Origin of the sequence: Paenibacillus sp. JSM ZJ436, from assembly GCF_044383795.1 — a bacterium.
GTDB classification, from domain to species: Bacteria; Bacillota; Bacilli; order Paenibacillales; family Paenibacillaceae; genus Paenibacillus_AQ; species Paenibacillus_AQ algicola.
Genome location: NZ_JBISEO010000018.1, coordinates 44613 through 69601, shown reverse-complemented (window position 1 = coordinate 69601; position 24989 = coordinate 44613). Strand labels below are relative to the sequence as shown.

The 24989-nt window shown below is 48.7% G+C and carries 38 protein-coding genes; 2 read left to right on the top strand and 36 right to left on the bottom strand.

Features of this window, described 5'->3' with window-relative positions:
• Nucleotides 1-333: 333 nt before the first annotated feature.
• Both ACH6EH_RS17620 and ACH6EH_RS17615 read right to left on the bottom strand, forming a co-directional pair.
• On the bottom strand, nt 334-564 hold the full coding sequence (locus ACH6EH_RS17620) for a hypothetical protein (RefSeq protein WP_046680992.1): 231 nt from the start codon (nt 562-564) through the stop codon (nt 334-336).
• Nucleotides 565-741: 177 nt separating this feature from the next.
• A complete protein-coding gene (locus ACH6EH_RS17615; RefSeq protein WP_397333260.1) occupies nt 742-1353 on the bottom strand; it encodes a stage II sporulation protein M in 612 nt (203 codons plus the stop codon).
• Nucleotides 1354-1446: 93 nt separating this feature from the next.
• Between ACH6EH_RS17615 and pdaB the strand changes: the two genes are divergently transcribed.
• Entirely contained in the window at nt 1447-2250 is an 804-nt protein-coding gene (gene pdaB, locus ACH6EH_RS17610; protein ID WP_138227117.1) for a polysaccharide deacetylase family sporulation protein PdaB, read from the top strand.
• A 321-nt stretch (nt 2251-2571) separates the two neighbouring features.
• On the opposite strand, the gene map (ACH6EH_RS17605) is transcribed toward pdaB, so the two are convergent.
• From map (ACH6EH_RS17605) to ACH6EH_RS17595, 3 genes are all read right to left on the bottom strand, one after another.
• Nucleotides 2572-3318: a type I methionyl aminopeptidase gene (map, locus tag ACH6EH_RS17605; RefSeq protein WP_397333259.1), complete on the bottom strand. Its 747-nt coding sequence runs from the start codon at nt 3316-3318 to the stop codon at nt 2572-2574.
• Between the two features lie 5 nt (nt 3319-3323).
• A complete protein-coding gene (locus ACH6EH_RS17600; protein WP_397333258.1) occupies nt 3324-3926 on the bottom strand; it encodes a TetR/AcrR family transcriptional regulator in 603 nt (200 codons plus the stop codon).
• Nucleotides 3927-4077: 151 nt separating this feature from the next.
• A complete protein-coding gene (locus tag ACH6EH_RS17595; RefSeq protein WP_397333257.1) occupies nt 4078-4671 on the bottom strand; it encodes a KinB-signaling pathway activation protein in 594 nt (197 codons plus the stop codon).
• Between the two features lie 127 nt (nt 4672-4798).
• Here ACH6EH_RS17595 and gerD point away from each other — a divergent pair, with 127 nt between their 5' ends.
• A complete protein-coding gene (gerD, locus tag ACH6EH_RS17590; RefSeq protein WP_397333256.1) occupies nt 4799-5509 on the top strand; it encodes a spore germination lipoprotein GerD in 711 nt (236 codons plus the stop codon).
• Nucleotides 5510-5603: 94 nt separating this feature from the next.
• Here gerD and ACH6EH_RS17585 read toward each other — a convergent pair whose 3' ends face one another.
• The 31 genes from ACH6EH_RS17585 to rpsQ all read right to left on the bottom strand — a co-directional run bounded on the left by ACH6EH_RS17585 (nt 5604) and on the right by rpsQ (nt 24968).
• On the bottom strand, nt 5604-6680 hold the full coding sequence (locus ACH6EH_RS17585; RefSeq protein ID WP_397333261.1) for an Mrp/NBP35 family ATP-binding protein: 1077 nt from the start codon (nt 6678-6680) through the stop codon (nt 5604-5606).
• Nucleotides 6681-6772: 92 nt separating this feature from the next.
• A complete protein-coding gene (cwlD, locus tag ACH6EH_RS17580; RefSeq protein ID WP_397333255.1) occupies nt 6773-7525 on the bottom strand; it encodes an N-acetylmuramoyl-L-alanine amidase CwlD in 753 nt (250 codons plus the stop codon).
• Nucleotides 7526-7599: 74 nt separating this feature from the next.
• Nucleotides 7600-8769 (bottom strand): sulfate adenylyltransferase, encoded by a 1170-nt coding sequence (sat, locus tag ACH6EH_RS17575; protein WP_397333254.1) that lies wholly within the window; start codon nt 8767-8769, stop codon nt 7600-7602.
• A gap of 44 nt (nt 8770-8813) precedes the next feature.
• Nucleotides 8814-9506, bottom strand: a complete 693-nt coding sequence (locus ACH6EH_RS17570; RefSeq protein ID WP_397333253.1) for a phosphoadenylyl-sulfate reductase — start codon at nt 9504-9506, stop codon at nt 8814-8816.
• Nucleotides 9507-9617: 111 nt separating this feature from the next.
• The gene (locus ACH6EH_RS17565; RefSeq protein WP_397333252.1) at nt 9618-9992 is read right to left on the bottom strand and encodes a sensory rhodopsin transducer; all 375 of its coding nucleotides are present in this window, start codon (nt 9990-9992) and stop codon (nt 9618-9620) included.
• 451 nt (nt 9993-10443) lie between these two features.
• On the bottom strand, nt 10444-11835 hold the full coding sequence (gene ltrA, locus ACH6EH_RS17560; protein ID WP_397333251.1) for a group II intron reverse transcriptase/maturase: 1392 nt from the start codon (nt 11833-11835) through the stop codon (nt 10444-10446).
• Nucleotides 11836-12304: 469 nt separating this feature from the next.
• On the bottom strand, nt 12305-12697 hold the full coding sequence (gene rpsI, locus ACH6EH_RS17555) for a 30S ribosomal protein S9 (protein ID WP_046680986.1): 393 nt from the start codon (nt 12695-12697) through the stop codon (nt 12305-12307).
• A gap of 19 nt (nt 12698-12716) precedes the next feature.
• On the bottom strand, nt 12717-13154 hold the full coding sequence (gene rplM / locus ACH6EH_RS17550) for a 50S ribosomal protein L13 (RefSeq protein ID WP_138227125.1): 438 nt from the start codon (nt 13152-13154) through the stop codon (nt 12717-12719).
• Between the two features lie 278 nt (nt 13155-13432).
• Complete coding sequence (gene truA, locus ACH6EH_RS17545; protein WP_208204482.1) at nt 13433-14224, bottom strand: tRNA pseudouridine(38-40) synthase TruA; 792 nt, start codon at nt 14222-14224, stop codon at nt 13433-13435.
• Between the two features lie 104 nt (nt 14225-14328).
• Nucleotides 14329-14535 carry a hypothetical protein gene (locus tag ACH6EH_RS17540; RefSeq protein WP_397333250.1) on the bottom strand — a complete coding sequence of 69 codons (207 nt, stop codon included), beginning with the start codon at nt 14533-14535 and terminating at the stop codon, nt 14329-14331.
• Nucleotides 14536-14606: 71 nt separating this feature from the next.
• Entirely contained in the window at nt 14607-14972 is a 366-nt protein-coding gene (gene rplQ / locus ACH6EH_RS17535) for a 50S ribosomal protein L17 (protein ID WP_138227127.1), read from the bottom strand.
• Between the two features lie 34 nt (nt 14973-15006).
• Nucleotides 15007-15951 carry a DNA-directed RNA polymerase subunit alpha gene (locus ACH6EH_RS17530; RefSeq protein ID WP_138227128.1) on the bottom strand — a complete coding sequence of 315 codons (945 nt, stop codon included), beginning with the start codon at nt 15949-15951 and terminating at the stop codon, nt 15007-15009.
• A gap of 131 nt (nt 15952-16082) precedes the next feature.
• Nucleotides 16083-16478: a 30S ribosomal protein S11 gene (rpsK, locus tag ACH6EH_RS17525; RefSeq protein ID WP_054956043.1), complete on the bottom strand. Its 396-nt coding sequence runs from the start codon at nt 16476-16478 to the stop codon at nt 16083-16085.
• A gap of 19 nt (nt 16479-16497) precedes the next feature.
• A complete protein-coding gene (rpsM, locus tag ACH6EH_RS17520) occupies nt 16498-16866 on the bottom strand; it encodes a 30S ribosomal protein S13 (RefSeq protein WP_138227129.1) in 369 nt (122 codons plus the stop codon).
• Between the two features lie 18 nt (nt 16867-16884).
• Nucleotides 16885-16998 (bottom strand): 50S ribosomal protein L36, encoded by a 114-nt coding sequence (gene rpmJ / locus ACH6EH_RS17515; protein ID WP_003333770.1) that lies wholly within the window; start codon nt 16996-16998, stop codon nt 16885-16887.
• A gap of 75 nt (nt 16999-17073) precedes the next feature.
• A complete protein-coding gene (infA, locus tag ACH6EH_RS17510) occupies nt 17074-17289 on the bottom strand; it encodes a translation initiation factor IF-1 (RefSeq protein ID WP_006212898.1) in 216 nt (71 codons plus the stop codon).
• Nucleotides 17290-17291: 2 nt separating this feature from the next.
• A complete protein-coding gene (locus tag ACH6EH_RS17505; RefSeq protein WP_138227130.1) occupies nt 17292-17597 on the bottom strand; it encodes a KOW domain-containing RNA-binding protein in 306 nt (101 codons plus the stop codon).
• An 8-nt stretch (nt 17598-17605) separates the two neighbouring features.
• Entirely contained in the window at nt 17606-18358 is a 753-nt protein-coding gene (gene map, locus ACH6EH_RS17500; RefSeq protein WP_208204483.1) for a type I methionyl aminopeptidase, read from the bottom strand.
• Nucleotides 18355-19008 (bottom strand): adenylate kinase, encoded by a 654-nt coding sequence (locus tag ACH6EH_RS17495; RefSeq protein ID WP_138227132.1) that lies wholly within the window; start codon nt 19006-19008, stop codon nt 18355-18357. The genes map (ACH6EH_RS17500) and ACH6EH_RS17495 overlap by 4 nt, the downstream gene beginning before the upstream one ends.
• Nucleotides 19009-19088: 80 nt before the next feature.
• Nucleotides 19089-20387, bottom strand: coding sequence for a preprotein translocase subunit SecY (secY, locus tag ACH6EH_RS17490; RefSeq protein WP_208204484.1), 1299 nt, complete (start codon nt 20385-20387; stop codon nt 19089-19091).
• On the bottom strand, nt 20387-20827 hold the full coding sequence (gene rplO, locus ACH6EH_RS17485; RefSeq protein ID WP_138227134.1) for a 50S ribosomal protein L15: 441 nt from the start codon (nt 20825-20827) through the stop codon (nt 20387-20389). The genes secY and rplO overlap by 1 nt, the downstream gene beginning before the upstream one ends.
• Before the next feature lie 44 nt (nt 20828-20871).
• Nucleotides 20872-21057: a 50S ribosomal protein L30 gene (rpmD, locus tag ACH6EH_RS17480; RefSeq protein ID WP_138227135.1), complete on the bottom strand. Its 186-nt coding sequence runs from the start codon at nt 21055-21057 to the stop codon at nt 20872-20874.
• A 12-nt stretch (nt 21058-21069) separates the two neighbouring features.
• On the bottom strand, nt 21070-21567 hold the full coding sequence (rpsE, locus tag ACH6EH_RS17475; protein ID WP_138227136.1) for a 30S ribosomal protein S5: 498 nt from the start codon (nt 21565-21567) through the stop codon (nt 21070-21072).
• Nucleotides 21568-21594: 27 nt separating this feature from the next.
• Nucleotides 21595-21963: a 50S ribosomal protein L18 gene (gene rplR / locus ACH6EH_RS17470; RefSeq protein WP_138227137.1), complete on the bottom strand. Its 369-nt coding sequence runs from the start codon at nt 21961-21963 to the stop codon at nt 21595-21597.
• 113 nt (nt 21964-22076) lie between these two features.
• Nucleotides 22077-22619 carry a 50S ribosomal protein L6 gene (gene rplF / locus ACH6EH_RS17465; RefSeq protein WP_138227138.1) on the bottom strand — a complete coding sequence of 181 codons (543 nt, stop codon included), beginning with the start codon at nt 22617-22619 and terminating at the stop codon, nt 22077-22079.
• Nucleotides 22620-22648: 29 nt separating this feature from the next.
• Complete coding sequence (rpsH, locus tag ACH6EH_RS17460) at nt 22649-23047, bottom strand: 30S ribosomal protein S8 (protein WP_006212908.1); 399 nt, start codon at nt 23045-23047, stop codon at nt 22649-22651.
• Between the two features lie 33 nt (nt 23048-23080).
• Complete coding sequence (locus ACH6EH_RS17455) at nt 23081-23266, bottom strand: type Z 30S ribosomal protein S14 (protein WP_013312154.1); 186 nt, start codon at nt 23264-23266, stop codon at nt 23081-23083.
• A gap of 45 nt (nt 23267-23311) precedes the next feature.
• A complete protein-coding gene (rplE, locus tag ACH6EH_RS17450) occupies nt 23312-23854 on the bottom strand; it encodes a 50S ribosomal protein L5 (protein ID WP_397333249.1) in 543 nt (180 codons plus the stop codon).
• A gap of 27 nt (nt 23855-23881) precedes the next feature.
• Nucleotides 23882-24238: a 50S ribosomal protein L24 gene (rplX, locus tag ACH6EH_RS17445; protein ID WP_397333248.1), complete on the bottom strand. Its 357-nt coding sequence runs from the start codon at nt 24236-24238 to the stop codon at nt 23882-23884.
• Nucleotides 24239-24294: 56 nt separating this feature from the next.
• Complete coding sequence (gene rplN, locus ACH6EH_RS17440; RefSeq protein WP_138227141.1) at nt 24295-24663, bottom strand: 50S ribosomal protein L14; 369 nt, start codon at nt 24661-24663, stop codon at nt 24295-24297.
• 38 nt (nt 24664-24701) lie between these two features.
• Entirely contained in the window at nt 24702-24968 is a 267-nt protein-coding gene (gene rpsQ, locus ACH6EH_RS17435; protein ID WP_025336666.1) for a 30S ribosomal protein S17, read from the bottom strand.
• Between the last annotated feature and the right edge of the window lie 21 nt (nt 24969-24989).

Below are 24989 nucleotides of genomic sequence, written 5' to 3'. Positions count from 1 at the left end.
TCTCCATGAAAGTTGAGTTCAATTGCTCATTTCAAAACTGACGAGATTATAAAATCTCATTGTTGATCTCACCCGAAGGCAAGATCGCTTTAACTCACTCGTTGTTCAGTTTTCAAAGATCAATTCTCTTCATTCTTCATCGTCGCATCTCTCAGCGGCGACTTTTATAATATATCATACTTCCTAGCAAGCTTGCAAGCTTTTTTTTCAAAAAGTTTTTTTGAGCGGTGAAGCTCTTTCTTGCTTGGCTGCTGAATCGGCGGTATATCGCCAAAGGAAGCGAAAATTAATTTATCATATATACGCCGACTCAGTCAACCTTTTTTTTGAATTTCAATGCTTGATTTGCGGAAACTTCCCGTTACGCGCATATTTAGAAAGCTCTTTCTGTGGCGCAAACCGGGCATACATCCGAAACACCGTTTTGTACCGGTTCGCAATAGCGTGTCTAATATTGGCATCCAATCGCTGGTCACTCAAATCCAGCAGCATTTCATCCAGCTCTTTTCGCAGTACGTAATCCAGCTCTTTGCATTCTTTCTCGTTAAATAGCATTCCGAGCATCATCCTGACCTCCTCTGGATTCCGGTGCGGTTATTCTGCTCTCCCGCTTCCGTTCCCCTATGTATGTGCATGAACTGTCGAACTTTAACCCTTCTTGCTTGCCATCCATAATGTTCAATAAACAAAATTCGATAGGTCGTAAACTGCTTTATTAGGTATGCTCATAATCCGGGAAAATTATGACATCAGCCACAGGGTAATTGTACTTTCAATTATTGCGGCTACGAAGAGCAGTATTAGGATCCATAGAGAGGCCGTGCCCGTTTTTCTCCATGCTGTTCTCCACTTCAAGCCAAGAGCCTCCCCTTTTTTCTGACCGGGAAGAATGCTTCGAATGACCAGAGCACCCAGCATGAGTCCGTAAGCTCCTGCAATGATGAGCACCGGTATTTCAATAATGCCGTGAGGCAGCAAGCCTTTAAAGATAAGCTCATTGAGATCTCCACCGTTTGCACGAACCAGCTCCATGAGAAAACCAAGCACCATCCCGTTCATGGCCAGAAACACGAAAGGAATAATTCCGATCAGCAGGCCTGCAAACATGACTATTAAACTTTTGATCGCATTGTTCAGAAAAATAAACACAAAAAAGCTCAGCTCCGGATTGTCCGACGCGCTCAAATTTTGGCTTGTTTCTGCTAAGGCCTGAATTTCTCCAGCTAAGATTTCCTGGATCTCCCGGCTGGCGTTCCAGCCCGCTGCGATCGCGAGTACAAACAGTACAGCAGATACAATCAGAGCACCACGAATCGTGCCCAGGTCTTTAAGAAAAGTAGTAAATCGATACATACGCTGCCTCCTTTACAGTAATAAGTTATCGGTACGAGCATAGATTTTAGTAAACAAGCTTTTTGCAATATGAAGGGAGAGGAGCCTGCCGGTATGAGTTTCTTTTATGTTTTGAATGGGCAGAAAATCAAGCGGTTCAGTTTTGTTCTTGCTGCTGCCGTCTTTGCGGTCGGAGTCATTTATGTGGAAAGTGATCATATTTCCGTATTCTCGGAGAACACGCCTGCGGCCGTGTACAGTGTCCCAACGGAGAAGAAGCAGATTGCTTTGACGTTTGACATTAGCTGGGGAGAGAAGCGCGCCGAGCCGATTTTACAGGTGTTGAAAGACAAGGGGGTGTCCAAGGCTTCCTTCTTCCTGTCCGCACCCTGGAGCAAAAGCCATCCTGATATCGTGAGCAAGATCAAGGAAGGCGGTTTTGAGATCGGCAGTCACGGATTTAAGCATGATAACTATAGTACGCTGTCAGATGAGGAAATACGCAAGCAGATTACAACGGCTCACTCTATTTTAACCACCGTGACGGGACAAGAACCGAGGCTAATCCGGCTTCCAAACGGCGATTTCGACAAAAGAGTGCTGAGCATCGCCGACAGCTTGAACTATACGGTCATTCAGTGGGACACCGATTCTCAGGACTGGAAAAACATTGGCACCGACCAGATTGTAGATCGCGTTGTAAGTAAGGCACACCCGGGAGACATTGTTCTGCTTCATGCCAGCGACTCCGTGAAACAGACTCACGAAGCGCTTCCGGACATTATTGATGAGCTGCGCCGCAAGGGCTATGAATTTGTCACAGTAACCGATTTGCTGCAGCAAAGCAGCACCAAAGGCTCACCCGTTCAGGATCAATCTACAATGCAAAAGCATATAGAGGATGCAGTGAATCGTTAAATGCTCACTGTGATGTACTACAGCCTTTAAGTTCATGTTAGCACAGCTGGCGAATTCCTTTCCACGGTGGGTTGCCTATGAGTTTGTACTTCGGATGAAGAAATGATGGAAGAGGATGTTCTTTTATACAAGGAGACTGAAGAAGAAATCAATACGATGGGGATAAAATGATGAATTTGAATACATGACGATCAAAGCTTCGGTCAGTAATGTAACAGGGATTAAATAGCCCTGTATCCCCGTTTCCAGGCTATGCAATGGTTCTTCGGCTTGGCCGTGGACTGGAAACGGGTTTTTAAAAGAGTGAATTGGCAGGGTGACTCACATTGTAGTCAATATGATCGGACCGTCTGCAGTAATAGCGATGGTGTGTTCATACTGTGCCGAAAGCGAGCCGTCAGCCGTTCTCGCGGTCCATCCATCAGCATCTACCGTCATGACCGCTGTTCCAGCGTTGATCATCGGCTCGATCGTCATAACCATTCCTTCTTTTAAACGAAAGCCTCTGCCAGGCCTGCCCACATGAGGGTAATTGGGTTCCTCGTGCATTTCCCGTCCTACACCATGTCCGAGCAGATCACGAACCACGGAGAATCCATGCTGCTCAGCATGAGATTGCACCGCGTGCATCACATCCCCTATACGGTTCCCGACTATAGCTCTTTCAATGCCAAGTTCTAAGCATTCTTTCGTTACCCGCATCAGTTTACGGGCTTCTTCCGACACTTCACCAACCGCATAAGACCAAGCAGAATCTCCAATCCAGCCATCCGCTTCCGCAACAATATCGATCGTGACAATATCACCTTCCTCAAGCGGTCTGCTGTTCGGAAACCCATGGGCAATGACGTCATTGACTGACGCACATGTAGCAAATGGATAACCGTTATATCCGATCGTATAAGCCTTAGCGCCTTTCTCCCTCAGAAACCGAAGCGCGAACGACTCGATATCAAGGGTCGTAACACCAGGCACGATCAAATCAGACACGGCCTGATGAAAAGCAGCGACAATTCGACCGGCTTTTCTCATTTCTTCAATTTCTGCTCTTGATTTCAGAGTAACCATTGTATTCATCTCTCCTTCGACTGAATGCCCCAAAAAATCGTATCCACAATCCTTTCAATATCCATCTCAGTCAGCATATGGTGATGGATGTTCAGCATGGCATAACCGATAAGCGAACCATATATAATGGCAGCTGTGGATTCCGGTGACTTGGAATCGATCTCTTCACGAATCATATCCACAAACGGGATGTAGATTCGTTGTTGGAACTCGGTGAACAGCTTGCTGAACCGGTTTCCCGGGAAGTGATGAAAATTGTCCGCAACCGATTTAAGTAAAATAAATACGGAAGGATCTTGGGTGCACGTTTGAAGGAGCTGCCTGGAAAATGACGCTGCTTTAAGCAAATGGCACTCTTTTTCAGTTGAAAAAGGCATGACCTCCGACTCCATGCGTAGAAGAGCATCCCAGAGTACATCTTCCAGAAGCATGTGTTTATTTTTGTAATAATGATATACGGTTCCGTATCCCAGTTCAGCCTTGAGCGCAACATCCCGAATTTCCAATTGAATTCCCTTCTCTAAATAGACCTCTGCAGCCGCTTGCATAATTTGGCTCATCCGCATCTCCCGGATCGCATCATTCTGTTCTTTAGTTCGTGGTGACATGGCTCCTCCTTTTTTGACCTTCTCCAATGTCGATATAAAAGCAATATACATGATTTAAAGTGAGGAATCAACCCGCTTCCCCTTCACACCTGCCCGGATAGAAAATGCTTGTCTAACCAGACACGCTGCAACAAAAAAAGAGCTAATTGAATTAGCTCTTTTCTACGTTCTGGGTCACTTTATGCAGCGTCAGAATCTGATAGGCATTACATGCCAGTAAAGGAATAATCAAAAATACAGTGGCATTGTTCTCACCAATCTTTAATACGCCGATGATTTCCAGAATGGTCACTGCCAGCATGAAAAACATGGTTGGGATCAGCGCTTTGCTGTTTGTCATGTTTACTTTGAAGTAAGTAACGACAACGGCGGTCAGCAGAATCCCGATCGCAATAATTAAATCCCAAGTGAAATTCTGTTGATTTCCCACAAATGTCCGCAGAAAAATAAGCTCCATCAGAGCCAGTACGGACAAGACGAGCTGTACGTATCCCCAGGTTTTTGGCCGAAATACACCAATTCCGATATAATTCAGCGTTAGATAAGCAAAAAAACCTAATTGCGAGTACACACTGACTAGTGCACCGTATCCCAGCAGGATTAACGGATAGATGGTCAGATCGACCGCTCCCTTAAACTCAATATTGCCTGTCGCCAGCTGCAGCGCCACACCTGCGATCACTGCGGCAATCGCGCCGACCAGCATCGTTTTCCAAAATAATCTTGCCCACTTCCGTAAGCTCAAGTGATCTCCACCCCCACAAGTCATTATTTTACCAACCTTCTCAATAAAAAACCATGCTCACTTCGACATATTTCTTACATTCCATCACATACTATGGACAGCACCCACACAAAGGAGGACTACGGGCATGAAGCGGCCTTTATTTTGTTTATTCAGCGGTCTGGGACTCACCTTGGTATTAGTAACGGGGTGCGGCTCCGATCAAGGCTATACTGCCCAGCAGATGGGCTATAAAGAGATGAAATCCATGGTGGTTGATATCCTCAAAACAGACGAGGGCAAAAAAGCGGTCGAGGAGGCTCTGGGCGGCGGCTCATCGTCCGGCGAAAGCGGCGGAGCTTCTGGCGCTAAAATTTTGTCGGCCCAGTCGGGCGACGATATTCGTCTAGCCGTCAAGGATACACTCGTGTCTGAGGATTATAAAAAAGAAATTGAGAAGATCATGACCGACCCCCTGTTTGCAGGTGAATTTGCTAAAGCGATCAACGCTGAAAGTAAGCAGCTTCATCTCCAGCTCATCAAAGACCCTACGTATCAAAAGTCCGTGGAGGAAATTATGAAGTCACCTGAAATCATGAAATCCTTCTTAGAGCTGACGAAAACGCCGGATTACCGCAAGCAGACGATGACAATTATGCAAGAGGCCATGCAAAACCCGCTCTTCCGGATGGAAGTCCTGCAATTGCTGAAGACGGTTGTGAAGGATGAACTGCAGCCAGCCGTTGAAAAGGAGCAGGGCGGCGAGAGCGGCGGCAGTGAAAATGGCGGGGAGGCCGGCGGTGAAGGCGGCAGTGAAGGGGAAAGCGGCGGTGAAGGCAGCGGTGGTGGTGGCAGCTAACGCAGTGCTAATCTGGTCATACAATAAACTCCCTGATTATAGGAATCAGGGAGTTTATTGTTAGTCTATGGACAATTCATGCATTTTGGTTGTTTTAACGGGATGCACACTTTGAAATTACAGCCTTTGCAATCTCCTCATAAATCTGGCCGCTCTCAGTGTCTTCTTTATATACCGATGGGGAGAAGTCTGGATCTGTCGGAAGGTTGTCCGGTGCGCTTAATGGAAGCTGTCCCAGCAGTTCGGTATGAAGATTGTCTGCCAGCATTCCTCCGCCTCCACGGCCGAAAATATAATCCTTCTCGCCGCAGTGCTGACAATTCCGATAGGCCATATTTTCGATAACGCCCAGCACCTCATGGTTCGTCTGAAGCGCCATAGCTCCCGCTCTTGCAGCTACGAACGCCGCCGTGGCATGGGGTGTGGTAACAATAATCTCTTTGCTCTGCGGGATCATCTGGTGCACGTCCAGCGCTACATCACCGGTACCGGGAGGTAAATCCAGCAGCATGTAATCCAGGTCACCCCAAGCTACATCATCAAAAAACTGACGGAGCATCTTGCCCAGCATCGGTCCTCTCCACACGACCGGACTGTTCTCCCGAATGAAAAAGCCCATCGACATCACCTTGACGCCAAACCGCTCCACTGGAATGATGACGCCGTCATCCGTAACGACGGGGCCTTCCTCCATCCCCATCATGTCCGGAACGCTGAAGCCGTAAATATCTGCATCGATCAAGCCGACTTTCTTGCCTTGGCGGACAAGCGCGGTCGCCAGGTTAACGGTCACGGTAGATTTCCCCACCCCGCCTTTCCCGCTCGCAATCGCAATAAACTGAACGCCCGATTCCGGGGCCAGCAGCTCATGCTTCATCCCGGCTGCGTGTCCTTTGGTCAGCTTCTCGCGGTCCAGCTCTTCTTCCTTCGACTTGTCCTCCAGCGGCCGCATCCGGATATGAATATCCTCTGCTCCCAGTGCCTGCAGCAGCTCTCGAATCTGCGCATTCAGCAGCGTCCGCGTCTCTTCGGTTGTGTACGTGACGGATAAACGCACGGTGTTATCTTTAACTACAATGTCACGAATGCGTTGCAGCTCCATTAGACTCTGTCCAGTCTCCGGGTCCTGCAGCGGCTGTAAAATCTCCTGTACCTGCTCTCTGCTTATCAGCATATCGAATCGCACCTCAACTTTGGTTAGTGGCTCAATCTCTGGAATGTTATTCAGCCTACATTATACCACTACTTCACCCGTGCTGCCGATTAGTTGGAGCGCTCTCCTGCACTATACCTCAGAACGCCATTATATATAGAGGCTGCCACCTTTCGCTGGTACTTCTCATCCCTCAGCATTTCGGACTCCTGCGGATGAGACAGAAAGCCGACCTCTACGAGTGCGGACGGGATTTTGAGCGCTTGCAGCAAAAAGATTTTGTCATCCGTCTTGGCCAGCCGCTGCGTATTCTCGAGCTGGTGACGAATTTCACCCTGGATCAGCTCCGCAAGGCGTCTGCTTTCTTCTTTTCCCGGTGGGTAAAAGGTTTGGGCACCACTCCAGCGGTTAGAAGGAATGCTATTCAGATGAATGCTGATAAACAGGTCAGCCTGCTTATTTTCAATCAGCCGCACCCGATTGTTTAAATCCTCGGTTTTTCGCTTGGAGTATCCCGCGGTTTCCGGAGAGGCCAGATCATAATCCCCTTCTCGCGTTAAGATCACCAAGGCTCCTGCCTGCTGAAGATAATCCCGCAAATACAGCGTGACCGCCAGATTAATATCCTTCTCAATCACGCCCTGGCGGCTGACAGCTCCCCCATCCGGGCCACCGTGACCCGCATCCAATGCGATTACCTTTCCTGCCAGCGGCAGGCTCCAATATTGAACGGTTTTGTTCGTTGGAATTTCGTAGGTCACTACGGCAAGCAGTAAAAGCAGCAGTCCAAGCCCGATCAGGCTTTGCTTTATCTTTTTCCAGGAGATCCATATGGTCACCTTATCGCGTTCCGGCCTGGACATAAAAAATCCACCTCGTCCCTATAAGTGTTGTACTTATATGTATGGGACAAGATGGATAAATATGTCGCGGCGTTCTAGACGCTGACCTGCTCTTTCATGCCTTCAATGAGGATCGCTGCAACCTCAGGCCGTGTGAACTCCGGCGGCGGGCACTTGCCCTCTCTCAGCAGTCCGCGCACTTTCGTGCCGGATAAGGTCAGGTGCTGCTCCTTATCGTGCGGGCAGGTCTTGCTGGATGCCATATTGCCGCATTGGATACAAAAGAAACTGTGCTCAAAGAACAGCGGGGTAATGCCAAGCTCTTCTGCTGAAAAGTGGCGGAAAATTTCCTGGGCTTCATATGTACCGTAGTAATCGCCCACCCCCGCATGGTCCCGGCCGACGATGAAATGGGTGCAGCCGTAATTTTTGCGGACCATCGCATGGAAAATGGCTTCCCGTGGTCCTGCATACCTCATTGCCGCCGGGAATACGCCCAGAAATGTGCGATCCTGTGGGTAATAATGCTCCAGCAAAGCGAGATAGCTTCTCATACGTACATCAGCCGGCACATCATCAGACTTGGTTTCACCGACGAGCGGGTTCAGAAACAGCGCATCCACAATTTCCATAGCACTCTTCTGAATGTATTCATGGGCCCGGTGCACCGGGTTGCGGGTCTGAAAGCCCACTACGGTCTTCCACCCACGCTCTTCGAATAAAGCACGTGTCTGCGCCGGATCGAAGTAAAACTCCTGGAAACGGGCAGGCTGAGGCCGATTGAGAATCTCTACAGAGCCTCCCACATATATATTAGGACGCTCAAACAGCTTCTTGACCCCTGGATGCTCCGGGTCCTCGGTTTTGAACACCTTCAGCGCTTCTTCGCGCTGATCTACGCTATAGACGTCCTCAACGGTCAGAATGGCGTAGATCACGCCGTCCTCTTCTCCTATCAATGCGGCCTGCTCACCGGCACTCAAAGTAACGGCTGTAGCATCAGGCACAGCTAGTGTCACGGGAATGCTCCAAACGGTTCCGTCTGCCAAACGCATTGTGTCCAGGACAGCACGATAATCTTTTTTACTCATAAAGCCTTGTAGGGGTGAAAACGCACCGACTCCGATCAGATCCAGATCTGAGATGGCCCATGTATTGATAGGGATGGCAGGCAAGTTGCCTGCAGACTCCAATAAAGCCTGACGTCGTTCCGGTTCTGCAATACGGTTAATAAGCGCACCACCGTGCGGCTGAATGATTGTCATGAAGTGAGCCTCCTGTTCTTGTTCTTCTTCAGGTATGAATTGATTTATTTATGAAGTCCGCACTCCGTTTTCTCATTCCCGGACCAGCGTCCAGCACGCGGATCCTCACCCGGCATCACCTGACGAGTGCAATAGTGGCAGCCGATACTCGGATAATTCTGATCATGAAGCGGATTATAAATGACGTCATGCTCCCGGATATATGCCCATACCTCATCCTGAGTCCAATCTGCGATCGGATTAAACTTCACCAGGCCAAACTTATTGTCATACTCGATCTTTTTGGCATTGGCGCGTGTGGGCGCCTGATCGCGTCGGATCCCTGTAATCCAGGCATCGTACTGAGACAAAATTCGTGTGAGCGGCTCTACCTTGCGGATATTGCAGCATTGGTTCGGGTTCACCTGCCATAACGTATCTCCATGCTGTGCCGCCTGCTCTTCCGGCGAGAGGACTGGTGCAACGCGTACAAATTCCATATTATATTTCGCAACTAACCGATCCCGGGTATGGTACGTCTCTTCAAAGTGAAAGTCGGTATCCAAATAAAAGATATCCGTTCCCGGGCTGATCTTCTGAACCATATCCACCAGCACTACATCCTCTGCACCAAAGCTGCAGGCAAACGTAATGTTGGGAAAGGTTTGAACAGCGTATCGAATGATTTCTTCAGCAGAAGCCGTCTCTAATGCAATAGCCTGCTCTTGGATTAACTGCTCTTTCTCTAATAAGTTCATGTCTTTGACCTCCAGTACTTATTAATTCCACATAATCCTACGTAATTAGTATGAATTAAGTATAGACCATTCCTATATATTGTCAACACCTTAAATAAGACTCTTGTATTATCAGTCTTTATCTACGGAATATGCCATAACACTCATTAGTGCATTTTCTGCTTGTGTAGAGTCAAGTCGGCTATACTGCACAAACGCAGGTTTACTAGCAATGACCTCCATAGCATATGGCACTCCAGCAGGAATTGAAACACCATTACTTGACTCGATGTGCGCAGTTCGGATATGTCTGGTGCGCTGCCCAGGCACTTGAGTATTCATCCCCAAAATCGGTTCCCGATCCTCAAAATATGCATTAATCGTAACGGTAATCTCATCCGCATTTAAATTTAGAACACATACGGATTCATGACTTACCAGTTCCCCTGAGCTAGTTGGGGGAATATACCCGTCCGGAATAATCCAATGAGTCTTGCCTTTACACATTTTTAAGTCCTCCTTATGATGAATTTCCAATATAATTCAAGTTTAAGTTTATCATAAAGTGATCTGTAAAATGACTACTTAAATAGAAGGGTTCCGCAATAAAATCTCGGTCTCTATATGATTTATTGTGCAAGTTAAAGAATGATAAAGCTGCAGGTATTAATAGAAAAAATTTTTACCCTTACACATTTAATAGGAAGTTGGATGAACGTTAACACGTTGTTCAAACTGGTGGCTCCTATTCGCTTAGTGAAGCCCTTGATTGAGTTCACGTAATACTTCGCATTTGACTACACATAATCCTTCTACATATGACAGATTGTAATATGAAGTGCGACACCCAGAAAAACAAAAGACCCATGCTGGGCGTACATCGAGTAGGAGGAGGCGCCTAGCCTCCGTCCTCTCACACCACCGTACATGCGGGTCCGCATACGGCGGTTCCAAAAGGTTAACAAAGCTCCAAATAACGAGAAAGCAAACTTTTCAGCCCTTTCGCTTCCCAATAGGAGGTTGGAAGGGCTTTGTTTGTGTTTCGAGACATTTCCCATGCTCCGCGTCTGGAGTTAGCCATGACAAAACATGCCCATTCTGGGACACCGAGTGCCCGGAGTTCTCGGATACGAGTACGTACCCGTTTCCATGGCTTCCAGAGACACATACGTAACCTGCGCCGAATCCACTGGTCGAATTTCTCGCAGTGACCTTTTGCTGAGGCTAGTCGGAAATAGCCAATCCAGCCGATGAGATAGCGGTTTAGTTGCATAATCCGGTTTTCCATAGACATCGATCGCGTTCGGTTCGTCAGCTCTCGCATCTTCTCTTTGAATCGCGAGATGGTTTGTGGGGCTAATCGAATCGTCGCTTTCTTGTCCCTCAGGAAACTGAATCCGAGGAACTTACGGTTCCAAGGGCGATCTACCGCGCTTTTCTCTCGATTCACTTTCAGTTTCAGCTTCCCTTCTACGAAGCGTGTTACCGAATCCATGACGCGTTCTCCCGCACGTTTACTCGCAACAAATATATTGCAGTCATCCGCATAGCGGAGGAATCGCGATCCTCGTTCGGATAGCTCTTTGTCCAAGTCGTCCAGCAGAATGTTCGCTAAGAGCGGGCTCAATGGTCCGCCCTGCGGCGTACCCTCTCCCGTTTTCTCGAGCACGCCATTTGCCATAACTCCTGCATTTAGGTAGGCACGAATGAGCTTCAACACATATTTGTCCGTCACTTTCCTTGCCACCCTTGCCATGAGCATGTCGTGGTTGACTCGGTCAAAAAACTTCGCTAAGTCCAGGTCTACGACCCAGCGGAAGCCTTCTTGGATGTAATGTTGAGCTTGCTTTACCGCGTCATGCGCTCGCTTCCCAGGGCGAAAGCCGTAGCTATGCCTTGAGAAGTCCGCGTCGAAGATCGGGTTCATCACTTGCAACAGGGCTTGTTGAAGAAAGCGGTCCATCACGGTCGGGATGCCAAGCAGCCTCACGCCGCCTCCGGGTTTGGGGATTTCCACCCGTTTGACGGGCATGGGTCTGTAGGTTCCCGCAAGGAGCTCGGTCTTCACCGTCTCCCAATGTGTTTTCAGGTAAGCTTGTAGATTCGCTACCGTTACGCTGTCCACGCCGGGCGCTCCTCCGTTTTGTACCACTCGCTTGTAGGCGAGCCTGAGGTTATCTCCTCTGAGCATTCGTTCTAACAAGTCGTTATTCGCTTCGCGAGAGGAAGGGGCGACTTGTGCCGACGAAGAACTCGGCGCTCCGACATACCCTGACGGCTTCACCGCTTCTCTTTGCCGCGAGCTCTCTTGCGAGATTTTCTGCTGTCTTTGCTCTTCATGCGAACGCATCGGTTTCCTCTCTCCTTTCGGTTCGGCCCTTCCGGTTTCCGGCGTCCCGTACCCCCGTACTATGGCCTCTGCTGACTCCTGCAGATTCAGCGCGGCTTCTCAGCCGCGGTTACGAAATAACTTCGCGTATTCCGCAGGTCTCCCCAGATAAGAACGTCATCTTTCTGCCCGCAACCACTGGAGTTTACAAGCGTAGCCCTTGGCGACTTCGGATTTCGTCATGTGTGGGTGACTCATCCGACTACTCTTGCCTCTAATCCAGTTCGTGTACCTTGGCTCGTGCATTTGCCTCCAGCTTCCTTCAGATTCTGCCTCGCAGCAGACACCTTTGCTCTTGGCTAACGGTAGGCGTTCGCCAGCCCCCGTTCGGGACTTTCACCCTAGAGATGACGCCCATGCTGGGCGTACCACAAAAAAAAAAAAGCCCTTGGCCGGTTGGCCAAGAGCTTTCGTAAGAGCAAAAACAATATTAACGCTTGGAGAACTGAGGAGCGCGACGAGCCGCTTTAAGACCGTATTTCTTACGTTCTTTCATACGAGGGTCACGAGTCAGGAATCCAGCTTTCTTCAGAGAACCACGGAATTCAGGGTCAGCCTTTAGCAATGCACGGGAAATACCGTGACGGATTGCGCCAGCTTGACCGGAAATGCCGCCGCCATGAGCAATGACAAGAACATCGTATTTGCCCAATGTTTCAGTCAGTGTCAGAGGTTGCTTAACGATCAGCTTGAGAGTTTCCAAACCGAAATATTCGTTGATATCGCGCTTATTGATGACAATTCGTCCTTCACCCGGTACAAGGCGAACACGTGCTACCGAATGCTTACGACGACCTGTCCCATAGTATTGTACTTGTGCCATGAAACTGTCCTCCTTTTAATTAACCTTGAAGTTCGTAAACTTCTGGTTTTTGAGCTTCGTGTGGATGTGCTGTGCCTGCATATGCTTTAAGTCTCAGCTTCATTTTCTCGCCCATGCGAGTTTTAGGAAGCATGCCGTGAACGGCGCTTTCGATCACGCGCTCAGGGAATTTCTTGATCAGGTCTTCAGCAACAGTCACTTTCAATCCACCTGGATGCATGGAGTGACGGTAGTATTTCTTGTTGGACATTTTCTTCCCGGTCAGTACAATCTTCTCCGAGTTGATTACGACTACGAAGTCGCCAGTATCCACATGTGGAGTAAATTGTGGCTTGTGCTTGCCGCGGATCAGAGCCGCAACTTCACTTGCCAAACGGCCAAGCGTTTTGCCTTCGGCATCAACGATGTACCAGTTACGCTCAACTTCATTTGGCTTCGCCATATAGGTGGTACGCATGTTAAGTTTCCTCCTTGTATTCATCCGAAAAAGTTTCAAATGTTCATCATTTATCTTCGTTCATGTGTGAAGCAAATTTAAGTGTTAGATGGATCGTATTACGGCATTTTCTCAACCGGGGCTGTGGGAGAGCCGTTAAGAAAACACAACTTATATAATACAGGATACACGCATAAACTGCAAGTGTTTTTTAAGGTAATGACCTTGTAAACAGCGCTGCTGTCGGGACGTTTACACCGTCTCCAAAAACAGCGATCTCAGCATTAGCCCAGCGCCTATTATGTCCTGATTATATATGAGGCTGCATCCAGCTCAACGTCCCACAGCATCAGGCCATGGCTGACCGCTGTTGGTCCTGCCGCTGCACGATTCTGCGCGATTAACGCAGTCCTAACGCTTTCAGGCGTACGCTTGCCCTCACCGACCTCAATCAGCGTACCCATAATAATCCGCACCATATGCTGTAGAAATCCACTGCCCGTGATATAGGTGTGTACGACACCCTGATCTCGTGGGTGATCCCGGCTCATGCTGGTGTCAACCTCCATCCATGCATCATAAATCGTCCGAACATGTGATGGCTTGGTGGAGCGGCGGGAAGCAAAGCTGGTGTAATCGTGCGTACCCAGTAAATGCTTCAAGCCTTCCTCCATAGCGCTCACATTCAGCCGGCCATAGTGGTGAAATTGATAACGGAGATGAAAAGGATCCGGAAACTGGTTGGCGTTAATCGTATATCGGTAGGTTTTGCGCTTCGCCTCCCGGCGGGAATGAAAATCAAGCGAAACCTCCTGTGCATCAGTTACGACAATGTCCGAAGGCAGCCTGGAGTTCAGAGCCGAACACCACCGCTCCGGAGGAATCATGGCAGCGGAGCAGAAATTAAAAATCTGTCCCCGAGCATGAACGCCGGCATCGGTCCGGCCTGAGGCCGTGATTTTCAACGATTCCCCCGTCAAGCCGTAGATGGCCTGCTCAATCACATCCTGAACGGTGTTGCCGTCCGGCTGTGTCTGAAAGCCATTATAGTTCGTACCGTCGTAGCTTACTCTCATCAGAAGATTGCGCATAATTTCCCTCCTGCCTGGTGCCTGATGTCGTTCTCCCCGGTTAGGTGAGTGCAGCCTGGTCCAAAAACACCTAAAAAAAGAGCCCACCAAGGAGCTCCTTTTCATCATGCCAGCCGATCCTTCACAGTCAGCTGCATGACTAGAAGGCCTACCTTACGATGCCACAGGTGTAGCCGAGAGGAGCCGAACAAGTACGGCATGTTCCATCTCGAACCACGTCCCTGATCTAGGCTCTGAACGATTATCACAGGGGATAAATCAGTAACGAGCCGGGCATACATAACTACAGTCACTTCGGATGCAAAGCTCACTGTCGTTATTGAAACCTTTCGGCTGCAGCCACAAGATTTCAATAGTGATCTAACAGGTTAGATTGTAATGATTAAGCGCGGTCTACCAGTTCCAGATAAACCATAGGAGCTGCGTCACCACGACGAGGTCCCAGCTTCAGGATACGAGTGTATCCGCCGGCACGCTCGGAGTAACGAGGTGCAATCTCAGCAAACAGCTTTTGAATTGCATCCTGCTCACCATCAACCGTTTCACGACGAACAAATGCAGCTACCTGACGACGTGCATGCAGGTCATTGCGCTTTGCCTTGGTGATCAGCTTTTCAGCGATGGAACGCACTTCCTTGGCTTTCGCCTCGGTTGTTTGAATACGCTCGTACAAGAACAGATCAGTTACCAGGTCACGAAACAACGCTTTACGCGCGCTGGAATCGCGGCCCAACTTTTGGTATGCCATGTGTTTTCCCTCCTTTGCTAAAGCAATCGCGAGACTATTCTTCCGAACGGAGTCCCAAACCTAGCTCTTCAAGCTTCTCTTGAACTTCCTCCAAGGATTTGCGGCCCAGGTTACGGACCTTCATCATATCCTCTTCAGTTTTCGTCGTCAGCTCTTGTACCGTATTGATGCCGGCACGTTTGAGGCAGTTATAGGAACGTACGGAGAGATCCAGCTCTTCGATCGTCATTTCAAGCACTTTTTCTTTCTTGTCTTCTTCTTTTTCGACCATGATCTCGGCATCCTTCGCTTCGTCGGTCAGACCGACGAATAGGAAGAGGTGCTCGGTCAGGATTTTGGCGCCAAGGCTGACGGCTTCCTCCGGGCGAATGCTGCCATCCGTCCAGATTTCCATAGTCAGCTTGTCATAGTTGGTCACTTGACCTACGCGGGTGTTTTCAACGCTGTAGTTGACACGGCTGATCGGCGTATAGATCGAATCGACGGGAATGACGCCGATAGGCTGGTCATCGTGCTTGTTCCGATCCGCCTGGACATAGCCACGACCGCGATTGGCGAAAACACGCATATGAAGTCTTGCACCCGGGCCAAGCGTCGCAATATGCAGATCCGGATTAAGAATCTCCACATCGCTGTCTGCACGGATGTCTCCGGCAGTCACGACACCTTCGCCTTCCGCATCAATTTCGAACACTTTCTCTTCGTCGGAATGAATCTTCAGCGACAAAGCCTTCAGGTTCAAAATGATTTCAGTCACGTCTTCCATGACACCCGGAACCGTAGAGAACTCATGCAGAACGCCGTCAATCTGAATGGATGTGACAGCTGCGCCAGGCAGCGAGGACAGCAAAATGCGGCGGAGAGAATTCCCCAGCGTTGTACCGTAACCACGCTCCAGCGGTTCAACTATGAATTTTCCATAGGTTCCTTCCTCATTGACATCAACGGTCTCAATTTTCGGCTTTTCGATTTCAATCACGCAAGTACCCCTCCTTCAAACGTCGCTCCTATATGAAACTGTCATCTTATCCAGTAATCCATGTAGTATGCCTAAACAACCATTCTTAGCAGATTGCACCGGATTTATACCACATTAACAGGATGACTTCATTATACGCGACGACGTTTTGGCGGACGGCATCCGTTATGCGGAATTGGTGTTACGTCCTTGATCAGGTTAACTTCAAGACCTGCAGCCTGGAGGGAACGGATAGCTGCCTCACGGCCAGCGCCCGGACCTTTAACCATAACCTCTACAGCCTTCATGCCATGTTCCATTGCTGCTTTAGCCGCTGTTTCAGCAGCCATCTGTGCAGCAAACGGAGTGGACTTACGGGAACCTTTGAAACCCATGCCGCCGGAGCTCGCCCAAGAAATAGCATTTCCGTGGGGATCCGTAATGGTAACAATCGTATTGTTGAACGTGGAACGGATGTGAGCCACGCCAGATTCAATATTTTTGCGGTCACGACGTTTAGTACGTACGACTTTTTTTGGTTTAGCCATTGTCTGTTATCCCCCTTTCTTATTTCTTTTTGTTCGCTACCGTACGACGAGGACCTTTACGTGTACGAGCATTGGTTTTAGTACGTTGACCACGGACAGGCAGACCACGACGGTGACGAATACCGCGGTAGCAGCCAATCTCCGAGAGACGTTTAATATTCAAAGAAATTTCACGACGCAGGTCACCTTCAACCTTCACATTACCGTCGATCGTTTCGCGCAATTTGTTTACTTCGTCTTCTGTCAGATCACGGACACGAGTGTCCGGATTGATGCCTGCTTCATTGATAATTTTCTGGGAAGTCGTTTTGCCGACTCCGAAAATGTAAGTCAAGGCGATCTCAACGCGTTTGTCACGTGGCAAATCCACACCAGCTATACGAGCCATTACGCTACACCCCCTTCTTTAACCTTGTTTTTGTTTGTGTTTCGGATTTTCACAGATAACCATTACATTCCCTTTGCGGCGAATGACTTTGCATTTCTCGCAAATAGGCTTCACAGAAGGTCTTACCTTCATGTTAATTACCTCCTCCAAGTTTTACATCAGTAAAACCGCTTCGCAGCTTTTGTTGTTTCCAGACGGAAACGACATCTATTTACGGTAAGTGATACGACCTTTAGTTAAATCGTATGGTGAAAGTTGGACAACCACTTTGTCACCTGTAAGGATACGGATAAAGTGCATCCGCAGCTTCCCGGAGACGTGAGCTAAAATCTGATGACCATTTTCCAGCTCGACCTTGAATGTTGCATTCGGCAACGGCTCGATGACCGTGCCTTCGACTTCAATGACATCTTCTTTGGCCACAATCATTCTCCTTTCTGATCAGCATTCGGATTCTCGGATAAAAATCGGCTGACGGCGAACCGCAGCTTTCCATTTGTTACCCGACCGCTTTCTTGCAAACTGTTTACAACTTCGCTGCTAATAAAGGATTGAGGCATCAGATGAAGAATATTCTTTTTCTTCGCCTGATCGAATTTAATGCTGTGCCCATCCGCTATCTTAACATACTTGCTGTCCTCAATAGAAACGATAACGGCATGCTGATCGGCACCTTTGCCTCTCAAGATCCTAACGACCTGACCCAAGCTCAATGTGACTGGTTTATTCAACGTATCACCTACTCCGGCAGCTTCGTCAAGATTTCCATACCTTCTGCGGTGACTGCAACTGTATGCTCGAAATGAGCGCACAATGAGCCGTCAACCGTAACAACCGTCCAATTGTCTTCCAGCGTCTTTACATTCCGTTTACCGGCATTGACCATCGGTTCAATCGCGAGCACCATGCCCGGCTTAAGCCTCGGTCCCCGGTCCGGAATGCCGTAGTTCGGGATCTGCGGATCTTCATGCAGTTCTGCCCCTACGCCATGGCCAACATACTCCCGGACGACGGAAAAGCCCGCCTCCTCGATGTGACGCTGGATGGCATGAGAGATTGTAAACAAGCGGACATCAGGTTTAATTAGTGCCAGTCCCGCATATAATGCGCCTTCTGTAACCTCTAGCAGGCGCTGAGCCTCATCAGAGATTCTGCCCACCGGGTACGTCCATGCCGAGTCACCGTGGTAACCCTCATACTGTGCACCGATATCAAACGTGACGATATCGCCCTCGATCAATTTGCGTGTACCGGGAAATCCGTGCACCAGTTCTTCGTTCACTGATGCGCAAATGCTGGAAGGAAATCCGTTGTAGCCTTTGAAGGACGCCAAAGCGCCTTGGCTGCGAATAAACACGTCGGCTATGTGGTCCAGTTCCCCCGTGGTTATCCCCGGTTGAACGTGAGAAGCTAGCAGCTTGTGACACTCAGCCACAATCCGGCCCGCCTCTCTCATCAAGCCCAGTTCCGTTTCGGATTTACAAATGATCATTCACGTGAGCCCCGCAGTATAGACGCAATCTCTTCCGAAACCACGTCGATTTCCTGTTCACCATCCATTTGACGCAGAAGGCCTTTATTTTCATAAAACGTGAGGAGTGGTGCTGTTTTGTTGATATATTCGTCCAAGCGAATGCCCACACTCTCTTCATTATCATCAGAGCGCTGGTACAGCTCGCCGCCGCATTTATCACAAATACCTTCCTGTTTAGGCGGGTTGAAGATGACATGATAGGTAGCGCCGCAGGATTTACAAATACGGCGTCCTGTCAGACGAGCAAGCAGCTTGTCGCGGTCAACCTTCAGGTTAATGACGTGATCCAGACCGGTGTTCATGCGGTTCAGAATGTCATCCAGCGCTTCCGCTTGCGAAAGGGTTCTTGGAAAGCCATCCAATAAGAAACCTTTTTCGCAATCGGACTGCTGCAGACGCTCTTCCACAATCCCGATCGTCACATCATCAGGCACTAGCAGACCTTGATCAATATATTCCTTGGCTTTCACACCAATAGGTGTTCCTTGCTTGATCGCCAGGCGAAATGCATCACCTGTAGAGATATGAGGAATACCGAATGTATTGACGATCGCTTCTGCTTGTGTACCTTTGCCTGCCCCAGGAGGTCCCATGAATAAGATGTTCACCCTAGTCCCTCCTCTAGCCTGTAGTTAGAACAGCATAATAGGTGCCGGAAGGGGATAAGCCACTACCCGGAACCTATTACTTATTTATTGATAAATCCTTTATAGTGACGCTTGATCAGCTGGCTCTCAATCTGCTTCATCGTATCGAGCGCAACGCCCACCACGATCAGCAAGGATGTACCACCGATTTGGACGGTACGAGGCAAGCCGGCCAAAGCGCCAAAGAAGACAGGAAGTACAGAGATTACGGCCAGGAACAGCGCTCCTGTCATCGTCAACCGTGTCATAACACGGGTCAAGTACTTCTCGGTAGCTTTACCAGGACGGATGCCCGGAATGTAGCCGCCGTTTTTCTTCATATTATCAGCCATCTGGTTCGGATTCATCTGCACGAAGGTGTAGAAGAACGTGAAACCGATGATCATCAATACATAAAGGACCATGCCCAGCGGCGCGTCATAAGCCAGATAAGCGGTAATCCACTTCGCCCAGTCCGTTGTGGACCAGAAGCTGGCCAGAATCACGGGGAATTGAAGCAGCGACATCGCGAAGATGACCGGAATGACGCCAGCGCCATTAACCTTCAGCGGGATGTGCGTGTTCTGTCCGCCAAACATTTTGTTGCCTACAACACGCTTGGCGTATTGTACTGGAATCTTGCGGATCCCCTGCTGGATAAACACAACGCCCGTTACAATCAAAATCAGGATCAGTACGATCACAATTGCCTTCAGACTGTTCAGGAAAATCTGATTGTCTTGAATGAAATTGGATTCGATTGTAGAGCGGATATGCATTGGAATACCAGCTGCGATACCTGCGAAGATAATAATCGAAATACCGTTGCCGATACCCTTTTCTGTAATCTGCTCACCGAGCCACATCAAGAAGGATGTACCTGCGGTCAGCACGATCGCAATGACCAGATAATCGACAAAGCCTGCATTAGGAATCATCTCGGTGCCGTATAGGCGGTTAAAGCCGATCGACATCCCGAATGCTTGGATCAGACCCAGTATTACCGTACCATAACGAGTAATCTGAGCCAACTGCTTTTTACCGTGTTCCCCTTGTTTGGCCCATTCCGCAAACTTCGGAATGACGTCCATCGACAGAAGCTGTACGATAATGGACGATGTAATATATGGAAAGATCGAGAGAGCGAAGATCGAAAACTGCGATAACGCGCCCCCCGAAAACGTGTTAAGGAGACCAAACAGCTCATTGCCCGCCTCGTTGCTTTGCGTAAAGACATCCTTGTTCACACCGGGAACCGGTACGAAGGAGCCGATACGAAACACAATGAGGACTAACAGGGTAAATATGATCCGATTGCGAAGATCCTCGACACGCCATATATTTTGCAGGGTCTTAAACATTAGATCACCTCGGTTTTACCGCCGGCAGCCTCGATCTTTTCTACCGCAGTTTGAGAGAACTTATTCGCTTTTACAGTCAGCTTTACGGACACTTCGCCGTTACCAAGAATTTTGATGCCGCTCTTCGTATTTTTTACGATGCCGCTCTCAACCAAAACTTCTGGAGTCACTTCAGTACCCTCTGCAAAGCTGTTCAGTTCTTCGATGTTCACAACCGCGTATTCTTTCCGGGTCGGGTTCACGAAACCACGTTTCGGAAGACGACGATACAGCGGATTTTGACCGCCCTCGAAGCCTGGACGCACGCCACCGCCGGAGCGGGAGTTTTGTCCTTTGTGACCTCGACCTGATGTTTTACCCGTACCACTGCTTGTTCCGCGTCCAACGCGCTTACGCTCTTTGCGGGATCCTGCAGCTGGGCTCAGCTCATGTAACTTCATCTGTCGTTGCACCTCCTTAATGTATCCGGGTTGAGTACCCGGGATTAACCTTCAATTTCTTTAACAGAAACCAGGTGATTAACCTTCTTGACCATACCGCGAATAGCTGGATTGTCGTTATGAACCACGGAATGGTTGATTTTACGCAAGCCCAGTGTTTTCACAGTCACACGCTGATCTTCCGGACGGCCGATCACGCTGCGCACGAGGGTGATTTCAAGTTTACTCATGAGATTCCCTCCTTAACCCATTAGCTCTTCGACAGATTTGCCGCGAAGCTTCGCAACTTCTTCAATACGCTTCAGGCGGGACAAGCCTTCCAAAGCTGCATTGACCATGTTCATGGAGTTCGAAGAACCTAATGATTTTGTCAAAATGTCGCCTACGCCAGCCAGTTCCAATACAGCACGAACCGGTCCGCCAGCGATTACTCCAGTACCTTCAGATGCAGGCTTCATGAATACGCGGCCAGCACCGAAGTGACCTGTTACTTGGTGAGGAATTGTGGTTCCCACGAGTGGAATGTGGATCAGGTTTTTCTTCGCATCTTCAATAGCTTTGCGAATGGCATCTGGAACCTCGCCAGCTTTACCGATACCTGCTCCAACCCAACCCTTGCCATCACCGACAACAACGAGAGCGCTAAAGCTGAAACGGCGACCGCCTTTTACAACCTTAGCAACGCGGTTAATATTTACAACTCTTTCAGTCAGTTCTAAAGTGTTAGGATCTACACGCAAGTCGTTTACCTCCTTTTGAAAATTTTCTTAAAATTCAAGGCCTGCTTCGCGAGCTGCTTCAGCCAGCGCTTGAATACGTCCGTGATACAGATATCCGCCGCGGTCGAACACGACTGCTTTGTAGCCTTTATCTGCTGCACGCTTTGCAACCAGCTCACCGACTTTACGCGCGGATTCCACGCTGCCGCCGTTGGAGATGTCGCTGCTCAATTCTTTATCCAATGTAGAAGCCGAAGCCAGTGTTACGCCAGCTACGTCATCGATCAGTTGAGCATAGATATGTTTTGAAGAACGGAACACGTTCAAACGTGGACGCTCTGCAGTTCCTTGAATTTTCTTCCGAACACGCAGATGTCTTTTCAAACGAGCCTTGTTCTTATCCTGTTTGGTGATCATGCTTCCCTTTCACTCCTTTCAGTTATGCCTTTACAGCTTCACTTTAAGATGCAAGGGGTAAGTAAAAGCTAACACTAGACCAAGCCAGCGGGCTGACCCGCAGGTGATCAGTCTTACTTCTTCTTACCAGCCTTACCTTCTTTACGGATGATACGCTCACCTTCGTACTTGATACCTTTGCCTTTATACGGCTCAGGTTCACGAACGGAACGGATCTTAGCAGCGTAAGCACCTACGCGCTCTTTATCGATACCACGAACCGTAATCTTGGTGTTGGATGGAACCTCAAACTCGATTCCTGGCTCCGGTGTAATTTCAACCGGATGGGAGTAACCCACGTTCAGAACGATTTTGTCACCGGACTTTGTTGCACGGTAACCGACACCCACGAGCTCAAGGTTCTTAGAGAAGCCTTCAGTAACACCGCTGACCATGTTTGAGACAACGCTGCGGGTTGTGCCGTGTAAAGAACGATGAGTCTTTTGATCGGAAGGACGAACGACGTTGATCTCGTTGTTCTCTACCGAAACCTGCATATCTTTATGCAATGCACGAGTCAGGGTACCTTTAGGTCCTTTAACTGTGATTACAGAGTTATCGAGTGTGACTTCCACACCGCCTGGGATTGCAATTGGTTTACGACCAATACGGGACATTCATTGCACCTCCTATCTTGTGACGTTAATTACCAAACGTAGCAGAGAACTTCTCCGCCGGCTTTGCTTTGACGAGCTTCTTTGTCGGTCATTACTCCCTTGGAAGTAGAGATGATCGCGATACCGAGACCGCCGAGTACACGAGGAACTTCGTTGCTCTTCGTATAAACACGCAGACCAGGCTTACTGATTCTCTTCAGACCTGTAATAACACGTTCGTTATTGGAACCGTATTTCAGGAATACGCGGATGATCCCTTGTTTGTTATCTTCCACGAATTCTGCATCACGGATGAAACCTTCACGCTTCAGAATGTCAGCGATTTGCTTCTTAATGGTCGATGCAGGCATTTCTACTGTCTCGTGACGCACAGTGTTGGCGTTACGGATACGAGTAAGCATATCTGCAATTGGATCGGACATAGTCATGTAGGGTGTACCTCCTTCCCGGTTATAAACTTCTTACCAGCTTGCTTTTTTCACGCCAGGAATCTGGCCTTTATAAGCTAATTCACGGAAACAAATTCTGCAAATTTTAAACTTCTGCAGTACCGAATGTGGACGACCGCAACGCTCACAGCGGGTATAAGCCCGCACTTTGAACTTTGGTGTGCGTTGTTGTTTAACTTTCATCGAAGTTTTTGCCACTTAGCCTGACACCTCCTAAATAGTTTCGGAGAAAGAACGACGGTGTTACTTCGCGAAAGGCATGCCCAGTTGAGCCAGCAGTTCACGGGACTCTTCGTCCGACTTAGCCGTCGTAACGATAACGATATCCATACCACGAACCTTATCTACTTGATCATACTCAACCTCTGGGAAGATGAGCTGCTCTTTCAAGCCAAGCGTGTAGTTGCCACGGCCGTCAAAAGCTTTAGTGGATACGCCGCGGAAGTCACGTACGCGTGGAAGCGTAATGTTGAACAGCTTGTCGAGGAAGTAGTACATGCGCTCGCCGCGCAGAGTAACCTTCACACCGATTGGCATGTTCTCACGCAGTTTGAATCCGGCGATGGATTTCTTAGCACGGGTGATAACCGGCTTCTGGCCAGCGATCAACTGCATGTCGTTCACCGCGGAATCCAGCACCTTCGAGTTAGCAACAGCGTCACCTACACCCATGTTGATGACTACCTTCTCGATTTTCGGAACCTGCATAACTGTTTTGTAGCTGAACTTCTGCATCAGAGCAGGAGTTACTTCATTCAGAAAACGTTCTTTCATTCTTGCTGCCATGATTCAAGGACCTCCTTTCTTAACGTCTTATTTATCGATTGCTTCTCCGGATTTCTTAGCGACGCGAACCTTTTTGCCGTTGTCCAGCACTTTGTAACCGATACGGGTTACGCCTCCGCTCTTCGGATCAACATGCATTACGTTCGAAACGTGAATTGGAGCTTCCTTCTCGATGATACCACCTTGCGGGTTTTGCTGGCTTGGCTTCTGATGCTTCTTGATCATGTTTACGCCTTCCACCAAAACGCGGTTCTCACGAGGGTAAGCTGCGATGACGCGGCCTTTTTTGCCTTTGTCCTTACCGCTGATCACAATCACGTTGTCGTCTTTCTTCACGTGAAGCTTATTGTTATGGGATTCCAGAACTTTTTTCACTCTAGGCATTCGTTACACCTCCTGGGGCCTGTGATTCACAAGCATTACTTAACTGATCCGTCCAATTAGATAACTTCCGGAGCCAAGGAAACGATCTTCATGTAGTCTCTTTCGCGAAGTTCGCGAGCGACTGGTCCGAAAATACGAGTTCCGCGCGGGCTTCTGTCCTCTTTCACAACGACCGCTGCATTCTCATCAAAAGAGATGTAAGATCCGTCCTTCCGACGTACAGAACGCTTAGTGCGTACGACAACCGCTTTGACTACATCACCTTTTTTGACAACGCCGCCTGGTGTTGCTTGTTTAACGGAGCACACGATCAAATCACCGATTTGAGCTGTACGGCGACCTGTACCACCCAATACGCGGATACACATCAGTTCCTTCGCACCAGAGTTGTCGGCAACAGCCAAACGTGTAAATGGTTGAATCATTGATATTTCCTCCTTTCAACAAAAGCTGCTTGCTATATTTAGATGATGACCGCTTTCTCTACAACTTCAACCAGTCTCCAGCGCTTGTCTTTGGAGAGAGGGCGAGTTTCCATGATCTTAACGGTATCTCCGATTTGAGCCGTGTTGTTCTCATCATGCGCTTTAAATTTCTTGGTGTATTTAATGCGCTTGTGATACAGGTCATGCTTTTTATAAGTTTCAACAGCTACCACGATGGTTTTATCCATTTTGTCGCTGACTACTTTACCGATTTGCACCTTACGAGCATTGCGTTCTTCGCTCATTGTTGGCCTCCTTTCTGAATA